This window comes from Mesorhizobium sp. P2_A12, from assembly GCF_056405075.1.
Window position 1 is genome coordinate 109,251 of the sequence record NZ_JBFUCU010000002.1, and the last position, 23,055, is coordinate 132,305.

At 63.9% G+C, this 23,055-nt stretch carries 22 protein-coding genes and 1 pseudogene; 13 read left to right on the forward strand and 10 right to left on the reverse strand.

The window, feature by feature from the left end:
• Nucleotides 1-256: 256 nt before the first annotated feature.
• The 3 genes from AC1DZU_RS05340 to AC1DZU_RS05350 form a co-directional block, all read right to left on the reverse strand.
• A complete protein-coding gene (locus AC1DZU_RS05340; RefSeq protein ID WP_477282439.1) occupies nucleotides 257-2,308 on the reverse strand; it encodes an elongation factor G in 2,052 nt (683 codons plus the stop codon).
• Between the two features lie 196 nt (nucleotides 2,309-2,504).
• Nucleotides 2,505-3,755, reverse strand: a complete 1,251-nt coding sequence (locus AC1DZU_RS05345; protein WP_477282441.1) for a putative bifunctional diguanylate cyclase/phosphodiesterase — start codon at nucleotides 3,753-3,755, stop codon at nucleotides 2,505-2,507.
• A complete protein-coding gene (locus tag AC1DZU_RS05350; RefSeq protein WP_477282443.1) occupies nucleotides 3,752-4,033 on the reverse strand; it encodes a hypothetical protein in 282 nt (93 codons plus the stop codon). Before AC1DZU_RS05350 ends, AC1DZU_RS05345 begins: the two co-directional genes overlap by 4 nt.
• 173 nt (nucleotides 4,034-4,206) lie before the next feature.
• Between AC1DZU_RS05350 and AC1DZU_RS05355 the strand changes: the two genes are divergently transcribed.
• Nucleotides 4,207-4,602 (forward strand): (R)-mandelonitrile lyase, encoded by a 396-nt coding sequence (locus AC1DZU_RS05355; protein ID WP_111542955.1) that lies wholly within the window; start codon nucleotides 4,207-4,209, stop codon nucleotides 4,600-4,602.
• 82 nt (nucleotides 4,603-4,684) lie between these two features.
• Here the strand turns inward: AC1DZU_RS05355 and AC1DZU_RS05360 are convergent, their stop codons facing one another.
• Complete coding sequence (locus tag AC1DZU_RS05360; RefSeq protein WP_477282446.1) at nucleotides 4,685-5,887, reverse strand: pyridoxal phosphate-dependent aminotransferase; 1,203 nt, start codon at nucleotides 5,885-5,887, stop codon at nucleotides 4,685-4,687.
• A gap of 203 nt (nucleotides 5,888-6,090) precedes the next feature.
• Here AC1DZU_RS05360 and AC1DZU_RS05365 point away from each other — a divergent pair, with 203 nt between their 5' ends.
• The 3 genes from AC1DZU_RS05365 to AC1DZU_RS05375 all read left to right on the forward strand — a co-directional run bounded on the left by AC1DZU_RS05365 (nucleotide 6,091) and on the right by AC1DZU_RS05375 (nucleotide 8,747).
• Complete coding sequence (locus AC1DZU_RS05365; RefSeq protein ID WP_477282448.1) at nucleotides 6,091-6,987, forward strand: EAL domain-containing protein; 897 nt, start codon at nucleotides 6,091-6,093, stop codon at nucleotides 6,985-6,987.
• The gene (locus AC1DZU_RS05370; protein WP_477282450.1) at nucleotides 6,984-7,832 is read left to right on the forward strand and encodes an EAL domain-containing protein; all 849 of its coding nucleotides are present in this window, start codon (nucleotides 6,984-6,986) and stop codon (nucleotides 7,830-7,832) included. Before AC1DZU_RS05365 ends, AC1DZU_RS05370 begins: the two co-directional genes overlap by 4 nt.
• Before the next feature lie 306 nt (nucleotides 7,833-8,138).
• A complete protein-coding gene (locus AC1DZU_RS05375; protein ID WP_477282452.1) occupies nucleotides 8,139-8,747 on the forward strand; it encodes a glutathione S-transferase family protein in 609 nt (202 codons plus the stop codon).
• 646 nt (nucleotides 8,748-9,393) lie between these two features.
• On the opposite strand, the gene AC1DZU_RS05380 is transcribed toward AC1DZU_RS05375, so the two are convergent.
• Complete coding sequence (locus AC1DZU_RS05380) at nucleotides 9,394-9,606, reverse strand: cold-shock protein (RefSeq protein WP_010910991.1); 213 nt, start codon at nucleotides 9,604-9,606, stop codon at nucleotides 9,394-9,396.
• Nucleotides 9,607-9,892: 286 nt separating this feature from the next.
• Between AC1DZU_RS05380 and AC1DZU_RS05385 the strand changes: the two genes are divergently transcribed.
• Nucleotides 9,893-10,222, forward strand: a complete 330-nt coding sequence (locus AC1DZU_RS05385; protein ID WP_477282454.1) for a hypothetical protein — start codon at nucleotides 9,893-9,895, stop codon at nucleotides 10,220-10,222.
• A gap of 45 nt (nucleotides 10,223-10,267) precedes the next feature.
• Here AC1DZU_RS05385 and AC1DZU_RS05390 read toward each other — a convergent pair whose 3' ends face one another.
• On the reverse strand, nucleotides 10,268-10,837 hold the full coding sequence (locus AC1DZU_RS05390; RefSeq protein WP_477282456.1) for a methylated-DNA--[protein]-cysteine S-methyltransferase: 570 nt from the start codon (nucleotides 10,835-10,837) through the stop codon (nucleotides 10,268-10,270).
• 181 nt (nucleotides 10,838-11,018) lie between these two features.
• On the opposite strand from AC1DZU_RS05390, the gene AC1DZU_RS05395 reads away from it, so the two are divergent.
• Together AC1DZU_RS05395 and AC1DZU_RS05400 are read left to right on the forward strand one after the other, a co-directional pair.
• Nucleotides 11,019-11,951, forward strand: coding sequence for a transglycosylase SLT domain-containing protein (locus tag AC1DZU_RS05395; RefSeq protein WP_477282458.1), 933 nt, complete (start codon nucleotides 11,019-11,021; stop codon nucleotides 11,949-11,951).
• A 5-nt stretch (nucleotides 11,952-11,956) separates the two neighbouring features.
• Nucleotides 11,957-12,445 (forward strand): GNAT family N-acetyltransferase, encoded by a 489-nt coding sequence (locus tag AC1DZU_RS05400; RefSeq protein WP_477282460.1) that lies wholly within the window; start codon nucleotides 11,957-11,959, stop codon nucleotides 12,443-12,445.
• Between the two features lie 9 nt (nucleotides 12,446-12,454).
• Here the strand turns inward: AC1DZU_RS05400 and AC1DZU_RS05405 are convergent, their stop codons facing one another.
• Nucleotides 12,455-12,799 (reverse strand): hypothetical protein, encoded by a 345-nt coding sequence (locus AC1DZU_RS05405; protein WP_477282462.1) that lies wholly within the window; start codon nucleotides 12,797-12,799, stop codon nucleotides 12,455-12,457.
• 182 nt (nucleotides 12,800-12,981) lie between these two features.
• Between AC1DZU_RS05405 and AC1DZU_RS05410 the strand changes: the two genes are divergently transcribed.
• The 5 genes from AC1DZU_RS05410 to AC1DZU_RS05430 all read left to right on the forward strand — a co-directional run bounded on the left by AC1DZU_RS05410 (nucleotide 12,982) and on the right by AC1DZU_RS05430 (nucleotide 16,397).
• Entirely contained in the window at nucleotides 12,982-13,725 is a 744-nt protein-coding gene (locus tag AC1DZU_RS05410; RefSeq protein ID WP_477282464.1) for a DUF899 family protein, read from the forward strand.
• 312 nt (nucleotides 13,726-14,037) lie between these two features.
• Entirely contained in the window at nucleotides 14,038-14,502 is a 465-nt protein-coding gene (locus AC1DZU_RS05415) for a cupin domain-containing protein (protein ID WP_477282466.1), read from the forward strand.
• Between the two features lie 75 nt (nucleotides 14,503-14,577).
• A complete protein-coding gene (locus AC1DZU_RS05420) occupies nucleotides 14,578-14,970 on the forward strand; it encodes a RidA family protein (protein WP_477282468.1) in 393 nt (130 codons plus the stop codon).
• An 82-nt stretch (nucleotides 14,971-15,052) separates the two neighbouring features.
• Nucleotides 15,053-15,445: a Rid family hydrolase gene (locus tag AC1DZU_RS05425; RefSeq protein WP_477282470.1), complete on the forward strand. Its 393-nt coding sequence runs from the start codon at nucleotides 15,053-15,055 to the stop codon at nucleotides 15,443-15,445.
• 163 nt (nucleotides 15,446-15,608) lie between these two features.
• Nucleotides 15,609-16,397 carry a hypothetical protein gene (locus AC1DZU_RS05430; RefSeq protein ID WP_477282472.1) on the forward strand — a complete coding sequence of 263 codons (789 nt, stop codon included), beginning with the start codon at nucleotides 15,609-15,611 and terminating at the stop codon, nucleotides 16,395-16,397.
• Between the two features lie 81 nt (nucleotides 16,398-16,478).
• Here the strand turns inward: AC1DZU_RS05430 and AC1DZU_RS05435 are convergent.
• Nucleotides 16,479-16,741: pseudogene (locus AC1DZU_RS05435) on the reverse strand (hypothetical protein); the annotation flags it as partial.
• 107 nt (nucleotides 16,742-16,848) lie between these two features.
• Here AC1DZU_RS05435 and AC1DZU_RS05440 point away from each other — a divergent pair.
• On the forward strand, nucleotides 16,849-18,024 hold the full coding sequence (locus tag AC1DZU_RS05440; RefSeq protein WP_477282474.1) for an FAD-dependent monooxygenase: 1,176 nt from the start codon (nucleotides 16,849-16,851) through the stop codon (nucleotides 18,022-18,024).
• Here AC1DZU_RS05440 and carB read toward each other — a convergent pair.
• Together carB and AC1DZU_RS05450 are read right to left on the reverse strand one after the other, a co-directional pair.
• A complete protein-coding gene (gene carB / locus AC1DZU_RS05445; protein WP_477282477.1) occupies nucleotides 18,021-21,524 on the reverse strand; it encodes a carbamoyl-phosphate synthase large subunit in 3,504 nt (1,167 codons plus the stop codon). The two genes, AC1DZU_RS05440 and carB, sit on opposite strands and share 4 nt — an antisense overlap.
• Before the next feature lie 486 nt (nucleotides 21,525-22,010).
• Entirely contained in the window at nucleotides 22,011-22,895 is an 885-nt protein-coding gene (locus AC1DZU_RS05450; protein ID WP_477282479.1) for an SH3 domain-containing protein, read from the reverse strand.
• Between the last annotated feature and the right edge of the window lie 160 nt (nucleotides 22,896-23,055).

Genomic DNA, 23,055 nt, shown 5'->3' on the forward strand with positions numbered 1-23,055 from the left:
GACGCCCGACACGTGCTATCCAGACCATAGGACGCGGTGTGGTCGTGCGGGAGATGGGGGCATCACTCGAACGGCCCGGGCTCAGGCGGCTACCGCGTCCGAACCTTTTCCGCCGCCGAAGCTCGGCGGCGCCAGATGCGGCGGACCTTCCGTTTTACTCCCGGGAAACGGTTCGCGAATAAAACGACGTCCGGTCCCCGCCGGGCGTCGTTTTCATTTTGCCCCCTCGAACCGAGGTTCGAGGGGGAAGATGGAATCAGGCAGCCTTGCCGTTGGCGTTCATCGCTTCGTCGGCGAGACGCCCGGTGAGTTCGGCCATGTGGTCGAAGACGGCGCGGTAGCTGGCGACGCCAGCGGTCGCCGAGCGCAGCTCGATGATCAGGTCGCCGATCTCGGCCTGAGGCATGGTTGCCTCGACAACATCCCATCCCGGCCAGTCAGGCCGCGCATCGTAGCCGAGGATCTGGCCGCGCCGCTGCGGGATGAGCGCGATGATCTTCGAGGTCGCGTCGGAGGGCGTTACGATCTCGACCTTCATCACCGGTTCCAGAAGCACCGGCGAGCAGGCGGCCATGCCTTCCTTCATCGCCAGTCTGGCCGCCATCTGGAAGGCCATGTCGGAGGAATCAACCGCGTGGTAGGAGCCGTCCGAGAGGTTGACGGCTACATCGACGACGGGAAAGCCGAGCGGGCCCGACTTCAGATAGTCGCGCACGCCTGTCTCGACCGACTGGATATAGGTCTTCGGCACGACGCCGCCGGTGATGGTGTCTGTGAACTGGAAGCCGGAGCCGCGCGGCAGCGGCTTGATCTCGATCACCACGTCGCCGAACTGGCCATGGCCGCCAGACTGTTTCTTGTGACGGCCGCGCTGCTGCGCCGATTTGCGGATCGTCTCGCGATAGGGCACCGCCGGCGCATGACCTTCGACCGGGATCTGGTTCTTGCCTTCCAGCCGCTCACGCACGACCCGCAGATGCATCTCGCCATGGCCCGACAGCACGGTCTCGGCTGAGTCCTGGTTGTGACGCAGACTGAGCGAGGGGTCTTCCTCCGCCAGCCGCTGGATGGCGGCCGACATCTTCACTTCGTCCTTGCGCTCCTTGGGGCGCAGCGCGAAAGCGAAGACCGGCTGCGGCGGCTCGAACTCAAGCAGCGGCTTGATGCCGCCCTTGGCCGAACTCAGCGTCTGGCCGGTCTTGACCTCATCCAGCTTGCCCAGCGCCACCGTGTCGCCGGCCTTGGCGATGGTGAGCTTGAACTGGTCCTTGCCGAGCATTCGGTAGATGCCGGAAACCTTCGCCGTGTTGCCGCCAGGCAGCCAGAGTTCGGAGCCGTCGACGACCTGGCCGGACAGGATGCGCGACACCGACAGCTTGCCGCCATGCGGCGTGTGGATGGTCTTCATCACCTGAGCCACGGTGGCCGCGCCGTCGGGCGCGCCGAGCCGCTTGCGGGTCGCCTCGATGTCGGGCGCGTCGTGGCGGATCGCCTTCAAGAGGCGCAGCACGCCGTTGCCTTTCTCGGCGGTGCCGATCAGCACCGGCGTCACCGCGCCATCGCGCAGATCGGCGGCGAGGTCGTCGAAGATGGCGTCTTTGGGCGGCTCGATCTCCTCGAGCAGTTGTTCCATCAGTTGGTCGTCATGATCGGCCAGCGTCTCCAGCATGGAGAAGCGCGCCTCCAGTTCGCGTGCCTTGTCATCGCCAGGTATCTCGGCCACTTCACTTTCGGCATATTCGCGATAGATGTAGGCGCGTTCCAGCGCCAGATCGATCGAGCCGATGACGACGCCATCCTTGCGCAGCGGAATCTGGCGCAACAGCAGCGGCACGGCGCTGGCTGGCTGCAGCATCTTCAGCGTGTCGCGCACGCCGGCGATTGCCTTGTCGACCTTGTTGAGGAACAGGATGCGCGGCACGCCGAGATCGTCGAGCCTGCGCATGATCAGCTGCAGGGCAGGGATCTTCTTTTCGTCGGCCTCGGCAACGACCACGGCGAGGTCGCAGGCGGCCAGCACCGGCTCGGCCTCGAAGGAGAATTCGATGGAGCCGGGACAATCGACGAAAGTAAGCTGCTCGCCCATGAATTCGGTGGTGGCGAAGGTCGCCTCGACGCTCATCGCGTGGGCCCGCGCCTCTGGCGAATGATCTGAAACGGTGTTGCCCGATGAGACGGGGTTTTGTCGGGGGATTGAGCCCGTGCGGGCCAATATGGCTTCGAGAAGTGTCGTCTTACCGCTGGCGAAGGGACCGATTATGGCAATGCATTTCGGTCCCGTGCGTCGTCCTCCGGCGCGAGTACCCATGACTGACCTCCACTCAGGCGTTTCCCGTAGGACCGACTGGCATGCATGGTTCAGGCGTGGTCAATCGGTCCTGAGCGGCGGCCGGCCTGTTCGACCGTCGCGGGCGGGGTTCTTTTGGTTTGGCCACCTGCCCGAAGCCATCGTCCCACTTGTTTGCCGGCAGGGCAAGAAAAATAGAAATTCTTCGGCCATCGCCTCAGGCGCTCAGCGCCAGCGGCTCGGCATGGACGGCGCGCAACGGACCAAGCTTGTCGCGCGGCGCCGGCCAGCCGAAGAAATAGCCCTGGAAACGATTGCATCCGGCGGCCTTGGCCAGGGCGAATTCCTCTTGCGTCTCGACGCCCTCGGCGACGATGGTGACGTCCTGGATGCGTGCGATCTGGGCGAGCGCCGAAACGAAAATCTGCGCCACCTGGTCATGGGCGAGGCTGCGGATGTGGGAGCGGTCGATCTTGATGCTGTCGATGGGCAAAGTCTTCAGATAGTTGAAGCCGCAATGGCCGGTGCCGAAGTCGTCGAGCGCGATGTGGAAGCCGAGGCCGCGCAACCCTTCGAGGCGTCGCAGGATTTCGGGCGTGGCGGCGGTCGCGACCGTCTCTGTGATCTCGATGACGAATTGCGCGGCGGAACGGCCGGTTTCCTTCAGCACGCGATCGCACATGGTGACGATCTCGTCACGCTTCAGCTGTTCGCCGGAGACGTTGATCGATATGCGGCGTCCCGGGAAATGGCTGATATCGGCGCAGGCCCGCTTGAACACCCACTCGCCGAGCATGTCGATCAGGGTCGAGCGTTCGGCGATCGGAATGAACTCGGCCGGCGAGATCAGACCACGAACCGGATGGCGCCAGCGGATCAGCCCTTCGAAGCCACAGGTGGAACTGTTCGGATTGACGATTGGCTGGTAGTGCAGCTCCAGTTCGCCGAGATAGACCGCCGCGCGCAACTCCCGCTCGACCAGGCGACGATAGCGCTTGTCGGACAGCATCTCCTCGTCGAACACGGTGACGCGGCCACGGCCCGCCGCCTTGCTTTCATAGAGCGCCAGGTCGGCGACCAGCATCAGTTCCGTGGTGTTCGAGGTATGTGCCGGCGCCAGCGCCACGCCGACGGAAATGGACAGCGGGATGGTCTTGCCCTCATGCGATTTCCCGGCCCGCATGGCATCCAGCAAGCGCCTGACTTTCTTGTTGATGATGGCGAGATCGTTGTGCGGGACGATGACGCCGAATTCGTCGCCGCCGAGCCGTCCGACCATGCCACCGGCAAAGACGCGCTCGGCCGTCTTGACCAGATGCGCCAGAGCGAGGTCGCCGAACTGATGTCCGAACGTGTCGTTGAGCTGCTTGAAGTGATCGACGTCGATCAACAGCAAGGTCGCATCGCGCCGGTCGCGCATGCTACCGAGACTGTCGTGCAGCGCTTCGAGGAAATAGCGGCGGGTCATGCCCCGGTCATCGCGTCCCTGGTCAGGAAATGATGCTTTTCCTCCTCTGCGGCGGCGGCCGACCGCAAGCGATGGACGACGCTGCTGCGCATATACATCAGGGCCAGCAGGGCCAGGCTGGTGGCGAGGATCGAGACCGCGAAGGCGCTGCTGGAGGGCAGGTCCCGCGACAGGTCGACCGCGCCAAGCACCGCAGCGCCGATGCTGATCAGAAGCAGCAACTGGATGCCGCGGTAGATCCGGCCGCTGTGATCCCTGATCGTCGCCAATATGCTCATCTCATCGCCCCTTGAAATGCGGGCTCAGGGCTAGTGCGCAGCTGTTAAGATCTTGCGGCGGTGCGCGAAACGGCCGGTTGCGCCTGGGATGATATCGGCCGAGAATGCATTTTTCGTCACATGTCGGGCGGCGTCTGTCGCCGGCCGCGTCACCAGTTCCAGGATTACCCCCGATGAAGATCATTGCCTGCGGCAGCGTGCCGACCATCATAGCGCCGGAAAAGTATTTCACCGGCCGCGTGTTGCAGACGCCGATCATCGAGAAGGAGGCGCCGGCGCGGCTGCGGGCCACGCTGGTCAGCTTCGAGCCGGGCGCACGCACCCACTGGCACACGCACCCGCTTGGCCAGACGCTCTATGTCACCTCAGGCGCCGGCCTTGCCCAGACATGGGGCGAGCCGGTCCAGGAGATCAGGGCCGGCGACGTCATCTCGTTCGCGCCTGGCGAAAAGCACTGGCACGGTGCGGCGCCGAAATCGGCGATGACGCATATCGCCATGCAGGAGGCGCTGGACGGTGTCCACGCCGACTGGCTGGAAGAGGTGACGTCAGTCCAATATGGCGGCTGAGTGCCGAGCCTCGTGAGGAGGCGTCGTTGCCAACAAAAAACCCGGCGGTGAAGCCGGGTTTTCAATTTCAAGACTGGGTCGATCAGGTCAGCGAAGCCGTGAAGCGCTGGATGCGCGTGCAGGCTTCTTCAAGCAGCGTCTCCGAAGTGGCGTAGGAGATGCGGAAGTTGGGGCCGAGGCCGAAGGCCGAGCCGAACACCACAGCGACGCCCTCGGCCTCGAGCAGTTCCGAGCAGAAGGTTTCGTCGGTGTCGATCAGCCTGCCGGCTTTGGTCTTCTTGCCGATCAGCTGGGCGCAGGACGGATAGACGTAGAAGGCGCCTTCCGGCGACGGGCAGGTTATGCCGCGCGCCTGGTTGAGCATCGACACGACGAGATCGCGCCGGCCCTGGAAGATCGCCTTGTTCCTGGCGATGAAGTCCTGCGGGCCGTTGAGCGCCTCGACCGATGCCCATTGCGCGATGGTGCAGGCGCCCGAAGTCTGCTGGCCCTGGATCATGTCCATCGCCTTGATCAGCGCCACCGGACCGGCGGCATAGCCGATGCGCCAGCCGGTCATGGCATAGGCTTTCGACACGCCGTTCATGGTCAGCGTGCGCTCGTAGAGCTTCGGCTCGACTTCGGCGATGGTCTTGAAGACGAAGTCGCCATAGGTCAGGTGCTCGTACATGTCGTCGGTCAGCGTCCAGACATGCGGATGCTTCAACAGCACGTCGGCCAGCGCGCGCAGTTCAGCCTCGGTATAGGCGGCACCCGACGGGTTCGACGGCGAGTTCATCAGCAGCCATTTGGTGCGTGGCGTGATTGCCTTTTCCAGCACAGCGGCGGTCAGCTTGAAGCCGTTGTCGATCGAGGTGTCGGCAAACACGGAGGTGCCGCCGCAGATCGCCACCATCTCGGGATAACTGACCCAGTAGGGGCGCGGTATGATGACCTCGTCGCCGGGGTTCAGTGTCGCCATGAAGGCGTTGAACAGGATCTGCTTGCCGCCGGTGCCGACAATGGTCTGCTCGGGCTTGTAGTCGAGATTGTTCTCGCGCTTGAACTTCTTCGCTATCGCTTCGCGCAGCGGCACGATGCCGGAAACCGGCGGATACTTGGTTTCACCACGGCGGATCGCCTCGATCGCCGCATTCTTGATGTTGTCGGGCGTATCGAAATCCGGCTCGCCGGCGCCGAGGCCGATAATGTCACGGCCGGCATTTTTGAGCTCGCGCGCTTTCTGCGTCACCGCAATGGTCGCGGAGGGCTTTACGCGGGAAAGTGCGTCGGCGAGAAAGGCCATGACCGGATATCTCCAAACAAGGTCGGCGCAGGCCAGGAGCGGCCGCGGCGCTTCTCATGTCTCATGATTTCGCGCAGTGCAAGCATTGTCGGCTGATCCAGGCCTCAAGGACCCGTGATCGGCAACGATAAATTCATTAACGGGCGGTAGAGGCTTGCGTGACAGGATCACAGTTTGACCGCCAGTTTGCGGAGCGAGGAACCGTGTCGCGCAGCATAGGGCTTGCCCACATCATCCGTCAGGACGACGGCACCTCCACCGGTGTCTGGGGCATCTACACGCTGCAAAGCGCCTTCCAGCCGATCTTCGCCTTCAACGAGGGCAAGCTGTCGGTGGCGGCGTTCGAAGGGCTGATCCGGCCGTTCCGCGACGGCGAGCCGCAATCGCCGATGAGCTTTTTCAGCACCTGTCCGGCCGCCGACCGCCTGCATGTCGAGGCGCTGACCAGGACGCTTCATCTTCTGAACGCCGGCGCCTGCTTGCCGGAGGAGGCCTCGATCTTCGTCAATTTCGACCCGTCGGTGTTCACCGAGCGCACCGTTGCCGACAATGCCTTGCGCGAAATGCGGCTGGTGCTGCATGAGGCCGGCATCGATCCGCGCCGCGTGGTCTGCGAAGTGACCGAGCAGCGCTCGGCGTCGCAGGAGACCCTGCACAGTTTCGTCGCCGCACTGCGGGCCAACGGCTTTCGCATCGCCGTCGACGACTATGGCGCCGATGATTCCGACATCAACCGCGTCAAGGAGCTGAAGCCTGACATCGTCAAGTTCGACGCCCTCTGGATCACGCAGCTGATGGAGTCCGGCGCCGGCTTCGCGCTGTTGACCACCATGGTGAAAAGTTTCGAGCAGCAAGGCATCCGCACGGTGTTCGAGGGCATCGAGGAGGGCTGGCAACTGGAACTCGCCGAGAAATCGGGAGCGTCGATGGTGCAGGGTTTCGTGCTGGCCCGGCCGGAACTGGCGCCGACAAGCTTTCGTGTCTTCGGCAAATCCAAGCAGCAGGCCGCCGCTGCGGCCGTTGAAGCCGCGCCTGTCCAACCGGCCTCACCGCATGCGACACGGCCGGCGAAAGCCTTCGGGCGCAGGGTGGCGCCATGAGGCGCGAGCGGCGGCGCGATGTCGGCAACGCGATCCAGGTCGACGAAGTCGGTATCGAATACGGCATCCATGGCGAGTTCCGGCTGCGCAGTGCCTATCAGCCGATTTTCGCGCCGCGCGGCCGCTTCCTTCACGCTGTCGCGGTCGAAGCGCTGATCGAGCCGCACCGTGCCGGCCGCCCCGGCGCGCCGAAGGTGTTTTTCGAAAGCGTCGCCGCTTCCGACCGGCTGTTTGTCGAGACCATGTGCCGGGTGCTTCATCTTAGGAATTTTCATAACATCGGCGTCGATGGGCTCGATCTGTTCTTCAACTACAATCCGCTGATCAACGACCATCCCGGGCGGGCGCTGGCCGAGATCCGGCTGATGACCAGGTATCTCGGCGATTTCGGCCTCGCGCCGGGGATGCTGGTCTGCGAAATCACCGAACAGGCAGCCGACGACGCGCTTCTCATCCGACTGGTGCGCGAAATGCGGCGCGACGGCATCCGCATCGCCATCGACGATTTCGGCACCGGCCACTCGACGGAGGAGCGGGTCAGCCTGCTCCACCCCGACATCGTCAAGATCGACGGCACCTGGTTCGCCGAGTTCTGCCGCCATGCCGCCGCCGAACGGTTCTTCCGCCCTCTGGTTTCGACCTTGCACGACCGTGGCGCCAAGGTGCTGGTCGAAGGCATCGAGCAGCCCACCCACCTGCGCGTCGCGCTCGAAGGCGGCGCCGACCTGCTGCAGGGGTTTCTTCTCGCCCGCCCGGCGCTGGCTGGCACGATCTTCAACGAAGAGCCGCTCGCCATCGACACGCTGCTTGGCAGGGATAGCAAGGTTGTGCCTCTGTTCGGCTAGGGCGTGCTTGTGGTTGGCGAAATCCGTGGCGAGAACGTCCTTCTCCCCGTCACTATGCGGGGAGAAGATGGCGGCAGCCAGATGAGGGGCAGCGCCAACTTTTCGCGTTAGACGGCTCAGCTGCGAAGAGGGAAATCCTGATGCGCCGTGCTGCCCCTCATCGCCCTGCCGGGCACCTCTCCCCGTAAACGGGGAGAAGGACGCTTTCATCAGCGGCGCTGATGGTCGTGCCAAAACAAATCATTGGTTGAGCACGCGGCCGCTGCGATAATCGCGCCGGCTGAGGCAGCGCACGGGGGCACGGCAATGATACTCTACAGCATGATCGACAGCGGCAATTGCTACAAGCCGCGCCTGCTGATGGCCAAGCTTGGCCTCGCCTTCACCAATGTCGAGGTGAGTTCGCATACGGGTGAGACGCGAAAAGCGGACTATGTCGCCAAGAACCCGAACGCCATGGTGCCGCTGCTCGAACTCGACGACGGCCGGCGGCTGGCCGAATCCAACGCCATCCTGCTCTATCTCGCCGAGGGCACGCGCTTCCTGCCGGCGGACCGATATCAACGGGGACTGGCCTATCAATGGCTGTTCTTCGAGCAATACAGCCACGAGCCCTATATCGCAGTGCGCAAGGCGCTGCTGACCTTTCCCGAACGCGCCCGGGATGCGACGCCGGAGCGGCTGGCGGTGACGCTGGAGCGCGGCAACAAGGCGCTCGGCGTGATGAACAAATTTCTGGAAACCAACGCGTTCTTCGCTGGCGGCGCCTACAGCGTCGCCGACATCGCGCTCTATGCCTATACGCATACGGCAGAGCAGGGCGGCTTCCAGCTTGATGCCTATCCAGCGGTGGCGGACTGGCTTGGCCGGGTGGAAGCGGATCCCGGACATGTGCCGATGGACTGGGTGGGGTGAGCAACGTTGGCGATTGGCGAAAGCGGCAGCACAGCGTCCCTCTCTCCGTTTTACGGCAGGGCAATCGCATATGGCGGCGCCAGCCCCCCACTCCGGCCGCTGCGCGSCCACCTCTCCCCCATGTCCATGGGGGAGAGGAAACCCAAGCCTTTCAAGGCTGCGACCCCGGCGGTTGGCATTTCCTCTCCCCCACGAATGTGGGGGAGAGGTGGCTCGGCGAAGCCGAGACGGAGTGGGGGAGCGCCATATGCGATAGCCCCGCCGTTTACGGGGAGCCAGATGATGGGCGGCGCCAGACTTCGTTGTGTTTGGGGCTGCGGTCGTTACTCTTGAGGCGTTAGCACAGCCCCTGCCGGGCGTTCGTCATTCGAAAAGCCAAGCAATTGGCTTTTCGTCCGCTGCGCGGACCACGCCTCAGCTCCCCGTGGGAGAAGGACGCTGAACCCCAGACAAGCAAAAAGGCGGGATAAATCCCGCCTTCCCATTTTCGGTAGCCTGATCGGGAACGTCCGGTCCGGGCTGGCAGCTATCTGCTGATCCAGTCTGTCGGGTCTTTCCGCTCCGGCGCGCTTCTCGCGCGACTGTCAGTACATCCGTGACTTGCCGCGCGCCCCGGGCTCTCGCCSGGCGCGCGCCATTCGCAAAATCAGGCTGCCTTGCTCAGAGATCCAGCGGACGACTTGCCAGTGCGGCGGTCCTGCTCGATCTCGAAGTTGATCTTCTGGCCTTCGACCAGGGTCGACAGTCCAGCACGCTCGACAGCGGAGATGTGGACGAATACGTCCGCGCCGCCCGCGTCAGGCTGGATGAAGCCGAAGCCCTTGGTGGCGTTGAACCACTTGACCGTTCCAGTTGCCATTTAGATAGTCCTTCACATTTGCTTTAGATTGACCGGACCGAAGTCCAGCCGGTGTGCATCGAGATTTTGGAGATAGACGTCAGCAAACGCGATTATCGCGAGGCCCGGATCGATCGGCCGAAATATCAATGGAAGGCATATAGGCTGCTTTCGCACGAAAAACAAGACTGCGTGAGAAGGCCGTGATCAGGATGCCGCCCAATGGCCGCCCCAATCGCGTGAGAGCGTCGCAACAGGATCGGGCCCCGGCGGTGTTCAATCCGGGAAGAGCTTGGGGGAGAGGACCATGAAAATCATTCTGCTTGCCGCCTGCCTGACGCTGGTGGCCGCCCAGGCGCAGGCGATCTCGCGCTATGACCCGACGCGTATGAGCTGCGGGCGTGTGCAGTCGACGATCGCGCGCCACGGCGCCGTCATCCTGCGTTACCAGTCGACGCGGGTGCCGGGCCTGCCGCTCTATGACCGCTATGTGCAGAGCGAGCAGTTCTGCACCATGGGCGAGGTGAGGACACGCGCCTATGTGCCGAGCGCCGACACGAAATCCTGTCCGGTCTATACCTGCAAGCGGCCGGACTATGATCGACATTTCCACCGGCGCTTCTTCCACAACGACTAGGCGCCTTATTGGTGCTTGTCTTGGCGCCTCTTGGGCACGCCTGGTTCAGAATCCGAAGGAAACCTGCGCCGGTGGCGGCGGGCCGACGCGCACGCCTTCCATAGCCAGCATCTTCTCCTTGGTGTTCGAGCCGCCGGGTGCCGAAAAGCCGCCGATCTTGCCGCCGGCAGCAAGGATGCGATGGCAGGGAATGACCAGCGGCACCGGATTGGCGCCAAGGGCAGCACCGGTTTCGCGCGGCAGACCGCCATGGCCGGCGCGTTTGGCCAGTTCGCCATAGGTGGTGGTTTCGCCGTAGCCGAGCTTTCGCGCCGCGTCGTAGATGGCAAGGCGGAAGTCGTCTATCCCGTCGAGATCGACCGGTACGCCGGTGAAGTCGACATCCTCGCCGGCGGCATAGGCCTTGATCGAGGCGATCAGGTCGACGACCCATGGCGGCTGGGTGGTGGAGGCGGAAACGCCGGCATGGCGCATCAGCCGCCGCTCCACCGCCTCGCGGCTGCGTTCGGGCAGGCAGAGCCGGATCAGGCCCTTTTCGCTCCAGGCGATGCCCATGAAGCCGATCACTGTTTCTAACACTGCGTGGCCGGCTGTGATCGAAGGTGTCGTTTCCATGATGCGTTCCTTTCCGCAAAGTGGCCAAATCCGGGATTCCTCCCGGTACATATCCAGAACAATATGGCATCCCGACCGGAGTCTCGCCACCCGAAAACCACCCGTTGGCCCCGATTGCCGGTCGTGAATCGCTGGTGTAAGGAATTTCTTAATAACCCGACAAATCGGACCCGAGCGCGGCTTGCCAGCAAAACACACTCTTATCGCGATCGGCGTGATCCTGGCCGCCGCCGGCATCAGCGGTTGCACGTCGACCTCGCAGATGAAATCCGCGCCTGCTCTGACCGAAACCGCGACTGCCGCCGGCGCTGATGCCGGCTTCACCATACCGCTGCCGGACACCGTTTCGGTGCTTCCGCAATCATCGGGAATCGCGCCCGTTCAGACGGCTGAGTTGACGCCCGGCCCGGCCACGCCGGCACCCGATGCCGCCGTCCAGCCGGCTGCCGCGACCGCCGCCTTCGCCGGATCGACCCCGGCAGCGCCGGCAGTCCCCGCCATCATGACCGCCAATGCCTGGCAAGCGCCGCCGCCGGCGACCGCAGGTGAGACCGTCAAGACGGCCGAGACCTATACGACCGCCGGGCTCGTCATGCCCGCGACCGCCAAGGGCGATCGGAAAGTCGTGCCAGGCGTCCAGCAGGTCGCCTATGTCTTGCCGCAGAATCCGGCGGCCCTCGTCCAATTCCCGATGGCACCCGCGGAGGAAGAGCACGCGCCGGGCGTGCGCGGTGACGTCGAGCGGCTGATCGAGAAATACGCCGCCCTCTACCAGGTGCCGGTGGATCTGGTGCGCCATGTCGTCAACCGCGAGAGCACCTTCAACCCTAAAGCCTACAACAATGGCCATTGGGGGCTGATGCAGATCAAGCACGCGACGGCGCGCGGCATGGGCTATGACGGACCGGCCAAGGGCCTGTTCGACGCCGAGACCAATTTGAAATACGCGGTCAAATATCTGCGTGGCGCCTGGCTGGTGTCCGGCGGTAACGCCAAGCGGGCCGACTGGCTCTACCAGACCGGGTACTATTTCGACGCCAAGCGCAAGGGCCTGCTCGAGGCGACCGGGCTTGGCCGCGACCGCCAGCGCAGCCGCCTGCAGCCCGACGCCTGAGCGCAATGCCTGAACCGCGCCCGCCGGCCCTGAACGATATCCGGCTGCGCAAGATCCTCGACGAGACGTTGGTTCCCGCGCACTGGCCGGAGGGCGTTGTCATGCGCTGCTTCGAGCCCGGTGATGCGCCGGCCCTGCATGCGCTCTTGACCGAAGTGTTCGACGACGGCGCCGATGGCCCGTTCAACGAGTGGTGGCCGCGCATATCGGACGATCCCGAATTCGACCCGGCTCTGTGTTTCCTGGTCATCGATGCCAAGGGCCGGCTGGCGGCGGCCGCACTGTGCTGGAAATCGGCCTTCGTCAAGGACCTCGCCGTCCACCCCGAGGCGCGCGGCAAGGGCATTGCCGAAGCGCTGATGTGGCACGCCTTCGCCACTTTTCGCGCACGCGGCGCTGACCATGTCGACCTGAAGACGAACACCGAAGAGAACGCCGCCGCAGTGCGGCTCTACGATCGGCTCGGCATGTTCGAGGTCGATTGGTACAGCTGAGCAGGGCGCTTAGATGTCCGGCGCGTTGCCGATCTTCCGCTTGAGGTCCAACGCCCAGGCGCGGCCCTCGTCGCCGCCCCACAGCAGCCAGGCGATGTAGCCGGCCGACGGGTTTTGCTCGTTGCCGTAGTTCCTGCCGCGCTTGTCGACCTCGTGGCGGGCGAAATAGCTGACCATGCGGCGGATGGTGGAGGGTGCGAGCTTTTCCCTGTTCTTCAGTTCGGTGGCGCGCGCCACGCCGATCTCGGTGCCGCCACGGCCGAATTGGCCGCGCAGCCTGAGGCCCTTGGCTGCATTGTCGGCCACCACTTGCGGGCAGCGCAGGTCGATCTCGTCGCCATCGCTGTCGTGCATTTTTGTCCCCCCAGATCACGCCGCTAATCCTGTGGTGAGAATGCTGGAAAGCCAGGGAGGTTCCGCTGCGAGAAAGTCGTTTCGGCCATTCGCAGAAATGTCGGAGCCGATCGCCGCCAAACGTCCTTGGGTCGCAGAGCAACCGCGCCGGGACGCCGGCGCCGCGACCGAAGGAGCCGATCATGATCACCTTTCCCAACGAATCCGCCAAATACCGCACCGCCCGCGAAAAACTGCTGCAAAAGGAAATCGGGCTGCGCCGCGCCATGGAAGAGGTTGCGGTTGCGCGCCGCGCGCTGCCGCTGGGCGGGCTGGTGCCGCAGGACTATGTGTTCGACGCGCTGGGACCGGACGGCAAGCCGGCGAAGGCAAAACTGTCGGAGCTGTTTGCGCCGGGCAGGGATTCCCTCATCCTCTACAACATGATGTTTCCCCGCCACCCGCGGGAGACGCGCGACGTGGCGACCAGCGGCGGCACGGCGAAGCTCGCGCGGCCGGACCAGCCATGCCCGTCCTGCACGGCGCTGCTCGACCAGTTCGACGGCGCGGTCGGTCATCTCGAGGCCGCCGGCTTCAACTTCGCCGTGGTGGCGAAAACCGCGCTCGAAAACCTGGTCACGCTCGGCCGCGACCGAGGCTGGCGCAACATGCGGCTGGTGTCTTCGGCCAACAACGCCTTCAAGCGCGACTACAATGCGGAGGCGGCCGACGGCGCACAATCGCCGCTGCTGTCGGTGTTCCATCGCGACGCCGACGGCATCCGCCATTTCTGGAGTTCCGAACTGGATTTCGCGCCAACGGACCCAGGCCAGGATCCGCGTGGCGTCGGCACCTGCGAGCCGCTGTGGAACCTGATGGATTTCACACCCGAGGGCCGGCCGAACTGGAACGAGCAGCTGCAATATGGCGAGGCGTGTTGTCACTAGGAGGGCAGGGACTCGCTCTGTACGGCGGGCAATCGCTTCAGGTTGGTTCGCACCTTCCGGACGCTGGGGCCGCCCCTCACCTGCCTGCCGGCATCCTCTCCCCGTAGAACGGGGAGAGGGAGCTGTAATCGACGCTTTCGCCAATCACCAGCGCTGCAGGAAGAGAGCCGACGTCGCGGCCGGCTTCTTTCTCCCCGTTCCACGGGGAGAAATGCCCGGCAGGGCAATGAGGGGCAGCGCCGACGTCGACAAGTCCGTCTGTGTGCCAAGCGGTTCTTGTCTACAATGTCGGCACAACCCGAGGAAGCACCGATGCCCAAGATCGATCTGTCAGCCGTGCCGGCCCGCAAAGGCTCCGGCTACCCCGCGCCTTTCGATCAACCCTGCGCCGACCGCACGCGGCGGCGGTTGGGCGATGCCGGCGGGCTCACCGATTTTGGCGTCAATCTGATGACCTTGCCGCCCGGCGGCTGGTCCAGCCAGCGCCACTGGCACAGCCATGAGGACGAGTTCGTCACCGTGCTGGAAGGCGAGTTGACGCTGGTCGAGGACGGCGGCGAGACGCTGCTCAAGGCCGGCGACTGCGCGACCTTCGCCAAGAACAGCGGCAACGGCCATCACCTGATCAACCGGTCGTCCGCGACGGCGCGCTATCTGGAGGTCGGCTCGCGCAACCCGGACGATGTCATCACATGCTCCGACATCGACATGATGAGCCCTAGTTCCGACGGCCGTTTTCTCCACAAGGATGGCACGCCGTATCCGGGGCAGGGGTAGCTTCTGGACCATGCATCCGCGCTGGCGTTCACCGGGCGGCGCGATAAGCTCACGGCAAACCCAGGGAGGATCGCCGTGAAGAAAGAAATCATCGAAGTGCCGGTGCTGTCGGCAGCCGTGCGTGCCCTGGGCGTGCCGCTGTCGCTGGTGACCAAAGCCGCCGGGCTGGTCTTCGTGTCCGGCACGCCGCCGCTCGATCTCTCGACCGGCAGACTGGTCAAGGGCGACATCGAAGCCCAGACCGAAGCATCGCTGAAGGCGCTGAAACATTGCCTGGAAGCGGCTGGCACCTCGTTGGACAACGTGGTGATGGTGCGCATCTACGCCGCCAATTCCGGCTTCTACAACGCCATCAACCGCGTCTATGCCAGGCATTTTCCCGAGAATCCGCCGTCGCGGACCTTCGTGCCGGTGGCGTCATGGCCGATGGAATTTGATATCGAAATCGAGTGTGTGGCGGTGGGCTGAGCTGGGCGGCTCTGGACCATGGTTCGGCGCTGGCGTTCCGCCGGTGCCGGGATAAGCTCCCTGCAAACAAAGGGAGAATTGCATGAAAAAAGAAATCATCGAAGTGCCGGTCATGTCGGCCAAGGTGCGGGCGCTCGGGCTTCCCTGCTCGACGGCGGTCAAGGCCAATGGCTTCGTGTTCATCTCGGCGACGCCGCCGGTGGACATGGTGACCGGCGACATGGTGCGCGGCGACATCGAAACGCAGACCGAGGCGTCGCTGAAGGCGCTGAAACACTGCCTGGAAGCGGCCGGCACCTCGCTCGACAACGTGGTGATGGTGCGCATCTACGCCGTCAATTCCGGCTTCTACAGCGCCATCAACCGGATCTATGCCAAGTACTTCAACGTGAACCCGCCGGCGCGCAGCTTCGTACCGGTGGCGTCATGGCCGATGGAGTTCGATATCGAGATTGAGTGTGTGGCGGTGGCGTGAGAGTGAGAAGCGGTCCGCGCTGTGGGAAAAAACCAACTGCTTGGCGTTTCGAGCTTCGAACGCCCTGACCCTGCGAAGGGCCGGCAATCCCCAGCATAAGTTTTTACTTGTCTTTCAAGTAAACTCGTCTTCAATTCCTGTCGGGGATAGGGAGGATGAGTCATTGAACAAATTGCCGAAGAAATTCATCGAACGCGTCGTGTCGAACCTCAAGAAATATCAGCGGATTACGCTAGCTCAGCAAAAATCCGACGTGGCAGAAGCCGACACCGTTACCTTGATCAAGGACATCTTGGCTGAGGTTTTCGGCTACGACAAATATGACGAATTGACGTCAGAGCATCAGATTAAGGCGACATACTGCGACCTCGCGATCAAGATCGCAGGAAAGCTGCGATTGCTTGTCGAAGTGAAATCAGCTGGCAGCAGCTTGGCCGATAATCACTTGAGGCAGGTGATCGACTATGGGGCTCATCAAGGCATTCACTGGGTGATCCTGACCAATGCGGTCGAATGGCGACTGGTCCGTATCTATGTGGCAAATCAGATCAGCCACGAGGAGGTGTGCCGCATCGTGTTTGCCGACATGAATCCCAAGAATGAGGATCATTTGCAGTGCCTCTTCCTGTTCGCCAAGGAAGGGCTGACGACCGATGCAATGGATGCCTTTCACCAGCAAGCCCAGCTGTTCAACAAGTTTACAGTATCGGCGATCATCCGGTCAGAACCCGTGATTTCGATCGTGCGTCGCGAAATCCGGAGGCTCTTTCCTGACATCAAAGTTGGCAACGAGAACCTTTCGCAGTTGGTTGAAAATGAGGTGGTCAAGCGAGACACGATCGAAGGCGACAAGGCGAAGGAAGCGATAGCCAGGATACGGAAGGCTATGAACAAGCTGGAAAGAGCTAAAAACAAGGCTGCGAAGGCTGTTGTCGCTGATGTCATTAGTTGACAACGAACTTGGGCTGGCGCTGCCCCTCATCTGCCTGCCGGCATCTTCTCCCCGTGGAACGGGGAGAAGCGAGCTAATCGCTCAAGCAAAATACTCCTGCAGCGGCCTGACCTCGAGGCTCCCCGCCTTCAGTGCCGCAATCGCCTCGGCCACCGCAGCCGCACCCGACAGCGTCGTGTAGTACGGCACCTTCTGCATCAGCGTCGCGCGGCGGAGTGACTTGGAGTCTGAAACCGCCTTCTGACCATACGTGGTGTTGAAGACGATTTGCACCTGGCGGTTGCGGATGGCGTCCCTAATGCGGGGCGGCTTCCTAGCACCTTGCTTATTTTCTCGGCGACGACGCACGCCGTTTGCCTGCGCTGTGCGCTGGCGTTAGGCTGCCCATATTCACTGGCGGCCGCGGTGGCGGCACGCGCCAAGGGCTGACAATGCTTGACGAGCCGGAGCAATGAGCACGAGCCCGCTACGCGTGGCGGTCGTTGGTGGCGGCATCGGTGGTGCCGCCGCTGCTGCCGCCCTGCTTCAACGTGGCATGGACGTCCGTCTCTACGAGCAGGCGACGGCCCTGGCCGAGGTCGGCGTCGGCGTCGTGATCCAACCGAACGGTGTCCGGATGCTTCGGCGGCTCGGCCTCGGTGACGAGCTGATCCGCTCGGGGGCCAGATGGATCGACCCACAGTTTCGTCGCGCCGATGGATCCTATGCGGCTGCGATGTGGCCCCCCGAGCTTGCCAGCCAAATCGAGTTCTACGGCATGCACCGCGCCGATTTGCTGGCAATGTTCGTCGATCGGCTACCTGCCGATAGTGTGAAGACCGGCCACAGATGTATCGGCTTCGAACAGGACGATGAGCAGGCCGTCATCACTTTCGCCAATGGTTTGCGCACCACGGCTGACGTCGTGATCGCGGCTGACGGCATCCATTCTACCCTTCAGCAGTTCGTCGTCGCCCCGTCCGCCCCGCTCTATTCGGGATCGGTCGCCTATCGAGGGGTGATCCCGGCGGCTGGTGTCTCGTGGCCACCAGGAGCGATGCGCAACTGGCTTGGTGCAGGCAAGCATTTTCTCGTCTATCCGGTGCGCGCCGGCCTGCTCATCAACTACGTCGGCTTTGTGACGACTGACGAGCCGATGAAGGAGTCATGGTCGGCACGGGGCGATCCCTCCGCCCTTGCCCGGGAGTTCGCTGGCTGGGACCCCATGGTCGAGACGGTCATTGCCCAACTGAAAACGACGTTTCGGTGGGGCCTGTTCGATCGTGAGCCGCTCGCAACCTGGACTCGCGGACGCCTGACCCTGTTGGGCGACGCCGCCCACCCAATGCTGCCGCATTTGGGACAAGGAGCCAATCAGGCCATCGAAGACGCGGTTGCCCTGGCGACCGTGCTGAGCCACGCAGACCGCAAGTCAGCCCCACGGGCGCTGCTGATTTACGAGCAGCTACGGCGCGAGCGGACTGCCGGCGTCCAGCGCATGGCGCGCGTGAATGGTGCTCGCTATGACGCCTCCAGCGGCGACTTGCATAACCGCGACCGCAAGCTTGGCGCTCAGCCGCAGGAACGCGCCTGGGTCTGGAATTACGACGCCTATGCCGAAGCCGAGGCAACCGCCGCTTCGCTTTAGGCAAAATACTCCTGCAGCGGCCGCACCTCGAGGCTCCCAGCCTTCAGTGCCGCAATCGCCTCCGCCACCGCGGCCGCTCCCGACAGCGTCGTGTAATACGGCACTTTCTGCATCAGCGTGGCGCGGCGCAGCGACTTGGAGTCCGACACCGCCTTCTGGCCGTCCGTGGTGTTGAAGACGATCTGTACCTGGCGGTTGCGGATGGCGTCCTCGATGTGCGGGCGGCCTTCCAGCACCTTGTTGATCTTCTCGGCGACGACGTCGTTTTCCGCGAGGAAGCGTTGGGTGCCAGAAGTGGCCAGCACCTTGAAGCCGAGGCCGGCCAGGCGCTTGACGGCCGGCAAGATGCCTTTCTTGTCTTCGTCGCGCACCGAGACGAACAGCGTGCCGGAGCGTGGCAGGTCGACGCCGGCGCCCAACTGGCTCTTGGCGAAGGCCAGGGCAAAGTCGCGGTCGAGGCCCATGACCTCGCCGGTCGAGCGCATTTCCGGTCCGAGCAATATGTCGACGCCGGGGAAGCGGGCGAAGGGGAACACCGCTTCCTTGACCGCGATGTGGCCGGGGTTCCTGGGGTCGGGCATGGCGCCGTAGTGGGCGAAGGCGTCTTCCAGCGTCTCGCCGGCCATGATGCGGGCGGCGATTTTTGCTATCGGCCGCCCGATGGTCTTGGCGACGAAGGGCACGGTGCGGGATGCGCGCGGGTTGACCTCCAGCACATAGACCGTGCCGTCCTTGATCGCATATTGCACGTTCATCAGGCCGCCGACATTGAGCGCGCGGGCCAAAGCTGCCGTCTGGCGCTCCAGCTCATCGACCAGCTCCGAAGGCAGCGAGTGCACCGGCAGCGAGCAGGCACTGTCGCCCGAATGGATGCCGGCCTCCTCGATGTGCTCCAAAATGCCGGAGACAAAGGTCGCCTTGCCGTCGCAGAGGCAGTCGACATCGACCTCGATGGCGCCACTGAGATAGGTATCGAACAGCAGCGGGTTCTTGCCCAAGAGCGTGTTGATCTGGCCGGTCTTGTCGTTGGGGTATTTCTGCTTGATGTCCTCCGGCACCAGGCCGGGCACGGTGTCGAGCAGATAGGATTGCAGCATGCCCTCGTCATGGATGATCTGCATGGCGCGGCCGCCCAGCACATAGGACGGGCGCACCACCAGCGGGAAGCCGAGTTCGCCGGCAACAAGGCGGGCCTGCTCGACCGAATAGGCGATGCCGTTCTTCGGCTGGGTCAGGCCGAGCTTGTGCAGCAGCTTCTGGAAGCGGTCGCGGTCTTCGGCGAGATCGATCATGTCGGGCGAGGTGCCGAGGATCGGGATGCCGGCCTTTTCCAGTGCGTCGGCGAGCTTCAGCGGCGTCTGGCCGCCGAACTGGACGATGACGCCGACCAGTTCGCCCGACGCCTGTTCGGCGCGCAGGATCTCCAGCACGTCTTCCGCCGTCAGCGGCTCGAAATAGAGCCGGTCCGAGGTGTCGTAATCGGTCGACACGGTCTCCGGGTTGCAATTGATCATGATCGCTTCATAGCCGGCGTCGCGCAGCGCGAAGGCGGCGTGGCAGCAGCAATAGTCGAACTCGATGCCCTGGCCGATGCGGTTCGGCCCGCCGCCGAGAATGACGACTTTCTTGCGCGACGAGACCTGCGCCTCGTTGGCGAGCGCGCCGGCGAACGGCACTTCATAGGTCGAATACATGTAGGCGGTGGGCGAGGCGAACTCGGCCGCGCAGGTGTCGATGCGCTTGTAGACCGGATGAACGTCGAGCTTTTCGCGAGCCTTCTGGACTATCTCGATGTCGGTCCTGGTCAGCGAAGCGAGGCGGGCGTCGGAAAAACCCATTGCCTTCAGCATGCGCAGATTGACGGCGTCGGCGGGCAAGCCGTGCTCGCGGATGCGGGCTTCCATGGCGACGATGCCGGCGATCTGCTCGAGGAACCACGGGTCGATCTTGCACATGGCGTGCACGTCTTCCAGCGAGGTGCCCATGCGGATCGCCTGCGCCACCATGCGCAGCCGGTCGGGCGTCGGCGTGCCCAATGCTGCGCGGATGGCGTTGCGGTCGTCGGCATGGTTGGCGGGCGCAGTCCCATGACCAAGGCCGGGGATCTCGATCTCGTCGAGGCCGGTGAGGCCGGTCTCCAGTCCACGCAAGGCCTTCTGCAGCGATTCCTGAAAAGTGCGGCCGATGGCCATGACTTCGCCGACCGACTTCATCGCGGTGGTCAGCACCGGCTCGGCGCCGGGGAATTTCTCGAAGGCAAAGCGCGGGATCTTGGTCACGACGTAATCGATCGACGGCTCGAACGAGGCCGGCGTGGCGCCGCCGGTGATGTCGTTCTCCAGCTCGTCCAATGTGTAGCCGACGGCGAGTTTTGCGGCGATCTTGGCGATCGGGAAGCCGGTCGCCTTGGAGGCCAAGGCGGAGCTGCGCGAGACGCGCGGGTTCATCTCGATCACCACCAGGCGGCCATCGGCCGGGTTGACGGCGAACTGGACGTTGGAGCCGCCGGTCTCGACGCCGATCTCGCGCAGCACCGCGATCGAGGCGTTGCGCATCATCTGGTATTCTTTGTCGGTCAGCGTCAGGGCAGGGGCGACGGTGATCGAATCGCCTGTGTGCACGCCCATCGGGTCGATGTTCTCGATCGAGCAGACGATGATGCAATTGTCCGCCTTGTCGCGGACGACCTCCATCTCATACTCCTTCCAGCCGAGCACGCTCTCCTCGATCAGCACTTCGGTGGTCGGCGATGCGTCGAGGCCGGACTGGACGATCTCGTAGAATTCGGCGCGGTTGTAGGCGATGCCGCCGCCGGTGCCGCCCATGGTGAAGGACGGGCGGATGATGGCGGGCAGGCCGACATGGTCGAGCGCTTGTGCGGCGATTGCCATGCCATGGCTGATGTAGCGCTGCTTGCGGTCGCCTTCGCCGAGGTTCCAGCGGGTTTCCAGCGCGTCGAGCGCAGCGTCGAGATCGGCCGGGGCCTCGGCCTTGACGGCGGCGCGCTCGGCCTCGTGCGTCTTGCGGTCGGTGTTCTTGACGTCGGTGGCGTTGGCCAGCATCGACTTCGGCGTTTCCAGCCCGATCTTCTTCATCGCCTCGCGAAACAGCGCGCGGTCCTCGGCCTTGTCGATTGCGGTGGCGTCGGCGCCGATCATCTCGACATTGTAGCGGTCGAGCACGCCCATGCGGCGCAGCGACAAAGCGGTGTTGAGCGCGGTCTGGCCGCCCATGGTCGGCAGCAGCGCGTCGGGCCGCTCCTTGGCGATAATCTTGGCCACGACTTCCGGCGTGATCGGCTCGATATAGGTGGCGTCGGCCAGTTCCGGGTCGGTCATGATGGTGGCCGGATTGGAATTGACCAGGATGACGCGGAAGCCCTCTTCCTTCAGCGCCTTGCAGGCCTGGGTGCCGGAATAGTCGAACTCGCAGGCCTGGCCGATGACGATGGGGCCGGCCCCGATGATCAGGATCGACTTGATGTCAGTGCGTCTTGGCATGGGCGATAAGTTCCGTTCGGCGGGCGGCTTGCACAAAAAACCGGGACGGGAAGACCCGGCCGGTTGTGCTCGCGATTCTGGTATCAGGCTAGGAGGGCCTTATAGGGAAGAGTTTTGCCCGATGTAACCCCGAAAATGCGGCTTCGTGCGGGGCTTCACAGCCCGGGCAAACGGGCTGGGCTCGAAACTGTATCCTGCCAACCGTTTGTGCCGCCCCTCATTGCCCTGCCGGGCGTTCGTCGTTCGAAAAGCCAAGCAATTGGCTTTTCGTCCGCTACCCGGACCACTCCTCAACCCCCCGTATAGTGACGGGGAGAAAGACGCAGCCGCTTGCGGTTTCCCCAACCACCAACGTTGGAATAGGGGCGCCGGCGCTACGGGCATCTCCCCTTCTCCCCGTCACGATACGGGGAGAAGGTGCCGGCAGGCGGATGAGGGGCGGCGCCGAGGTCTACAATTGACGCCCGAGGCAGCCCCCGCTGAACGCTAACCCCCTAGCGCCAGCTGGTCGGTGATCTCGAAGCGTTCGGAGACGCCGATGCGGATCATGTTCAGGCTGCCCTCGCGGGTGAAGCGGAAGTCGCTGGGCGCGTCGGAGCTGGCCGGCTTGCCGGCGACGAAGGAGATGACGCGGGTGCCGCCGTCAGGCCAGGTCACAGTGACGTCGGCCTTGTCCGTGCCAGCGCGCACGACGCTGACCGCGCAGCGCGTCATCGGCTCGCCGACATAGCGGGCGCAGGGAATTTCATTGGTGGCATGGTCAGATGGGGTGGCATGGTCAGATGGCGGTTCCAGCCGCGCGACGGCTTGTGAGTCAGGCGGTGGGGCAATGGATGCCGCGGCCGGCGGCTTCTCGATCTCGCCGGTCGTCGGGTTTTCCTGCACCGCGAAGGCCAGGCCGTAGGCATCCCGCATGGCCGTTTGGCCGATTTCGACGGCTGATTTCTGGGTGCTTTCGGCGCCAGCCTCCGGATCCGCGCCACCCAGACGCGTCGCCAGGTCGGGCGGCGGCTGCGGCTTGGCGGGGTCGCCGATTTGTGGTTTGTCCGGCGCGGATGCCTCTTCGCCAGTGGAGGCGACCATCGGTGCGTCGGCCGGCCTTGCCTGGCCTTCGACATAAGGGGCCGGATTGAGGGGCGTGAGGTAGCGTGCCGGCGCCCATCCGCTCAGCTTGTCCTTGCCGGTGCTCTCGATCTTGCACCATTTGTGGCCGTTGACGTCGTTGCAGCCGAGATTGGTAACGCTGGCGCCGCCGACCAGGCGCGCTTCGACCTTGGCGATCGGCGATGCGGTGGTGCGGACATTGAGAAGATCGTCCGGCGCCAGGCCGATGACGATGGAAATGACGAGATCCGGCGATTCTTCGGCCATGGCCGGCCATGCCGCTATCAATAGCGGAGCGGCAATCAGCGCATGCAGGGTTGTTCGGAGCGTAACTGTGCGCCTCATCGTTTGGCCGTGCGCTGATACTCAAAGACACCACGCACGCCGCGGGTCGAGCCGCCGCATGCCCGGCCGGTTTTATAAGGGA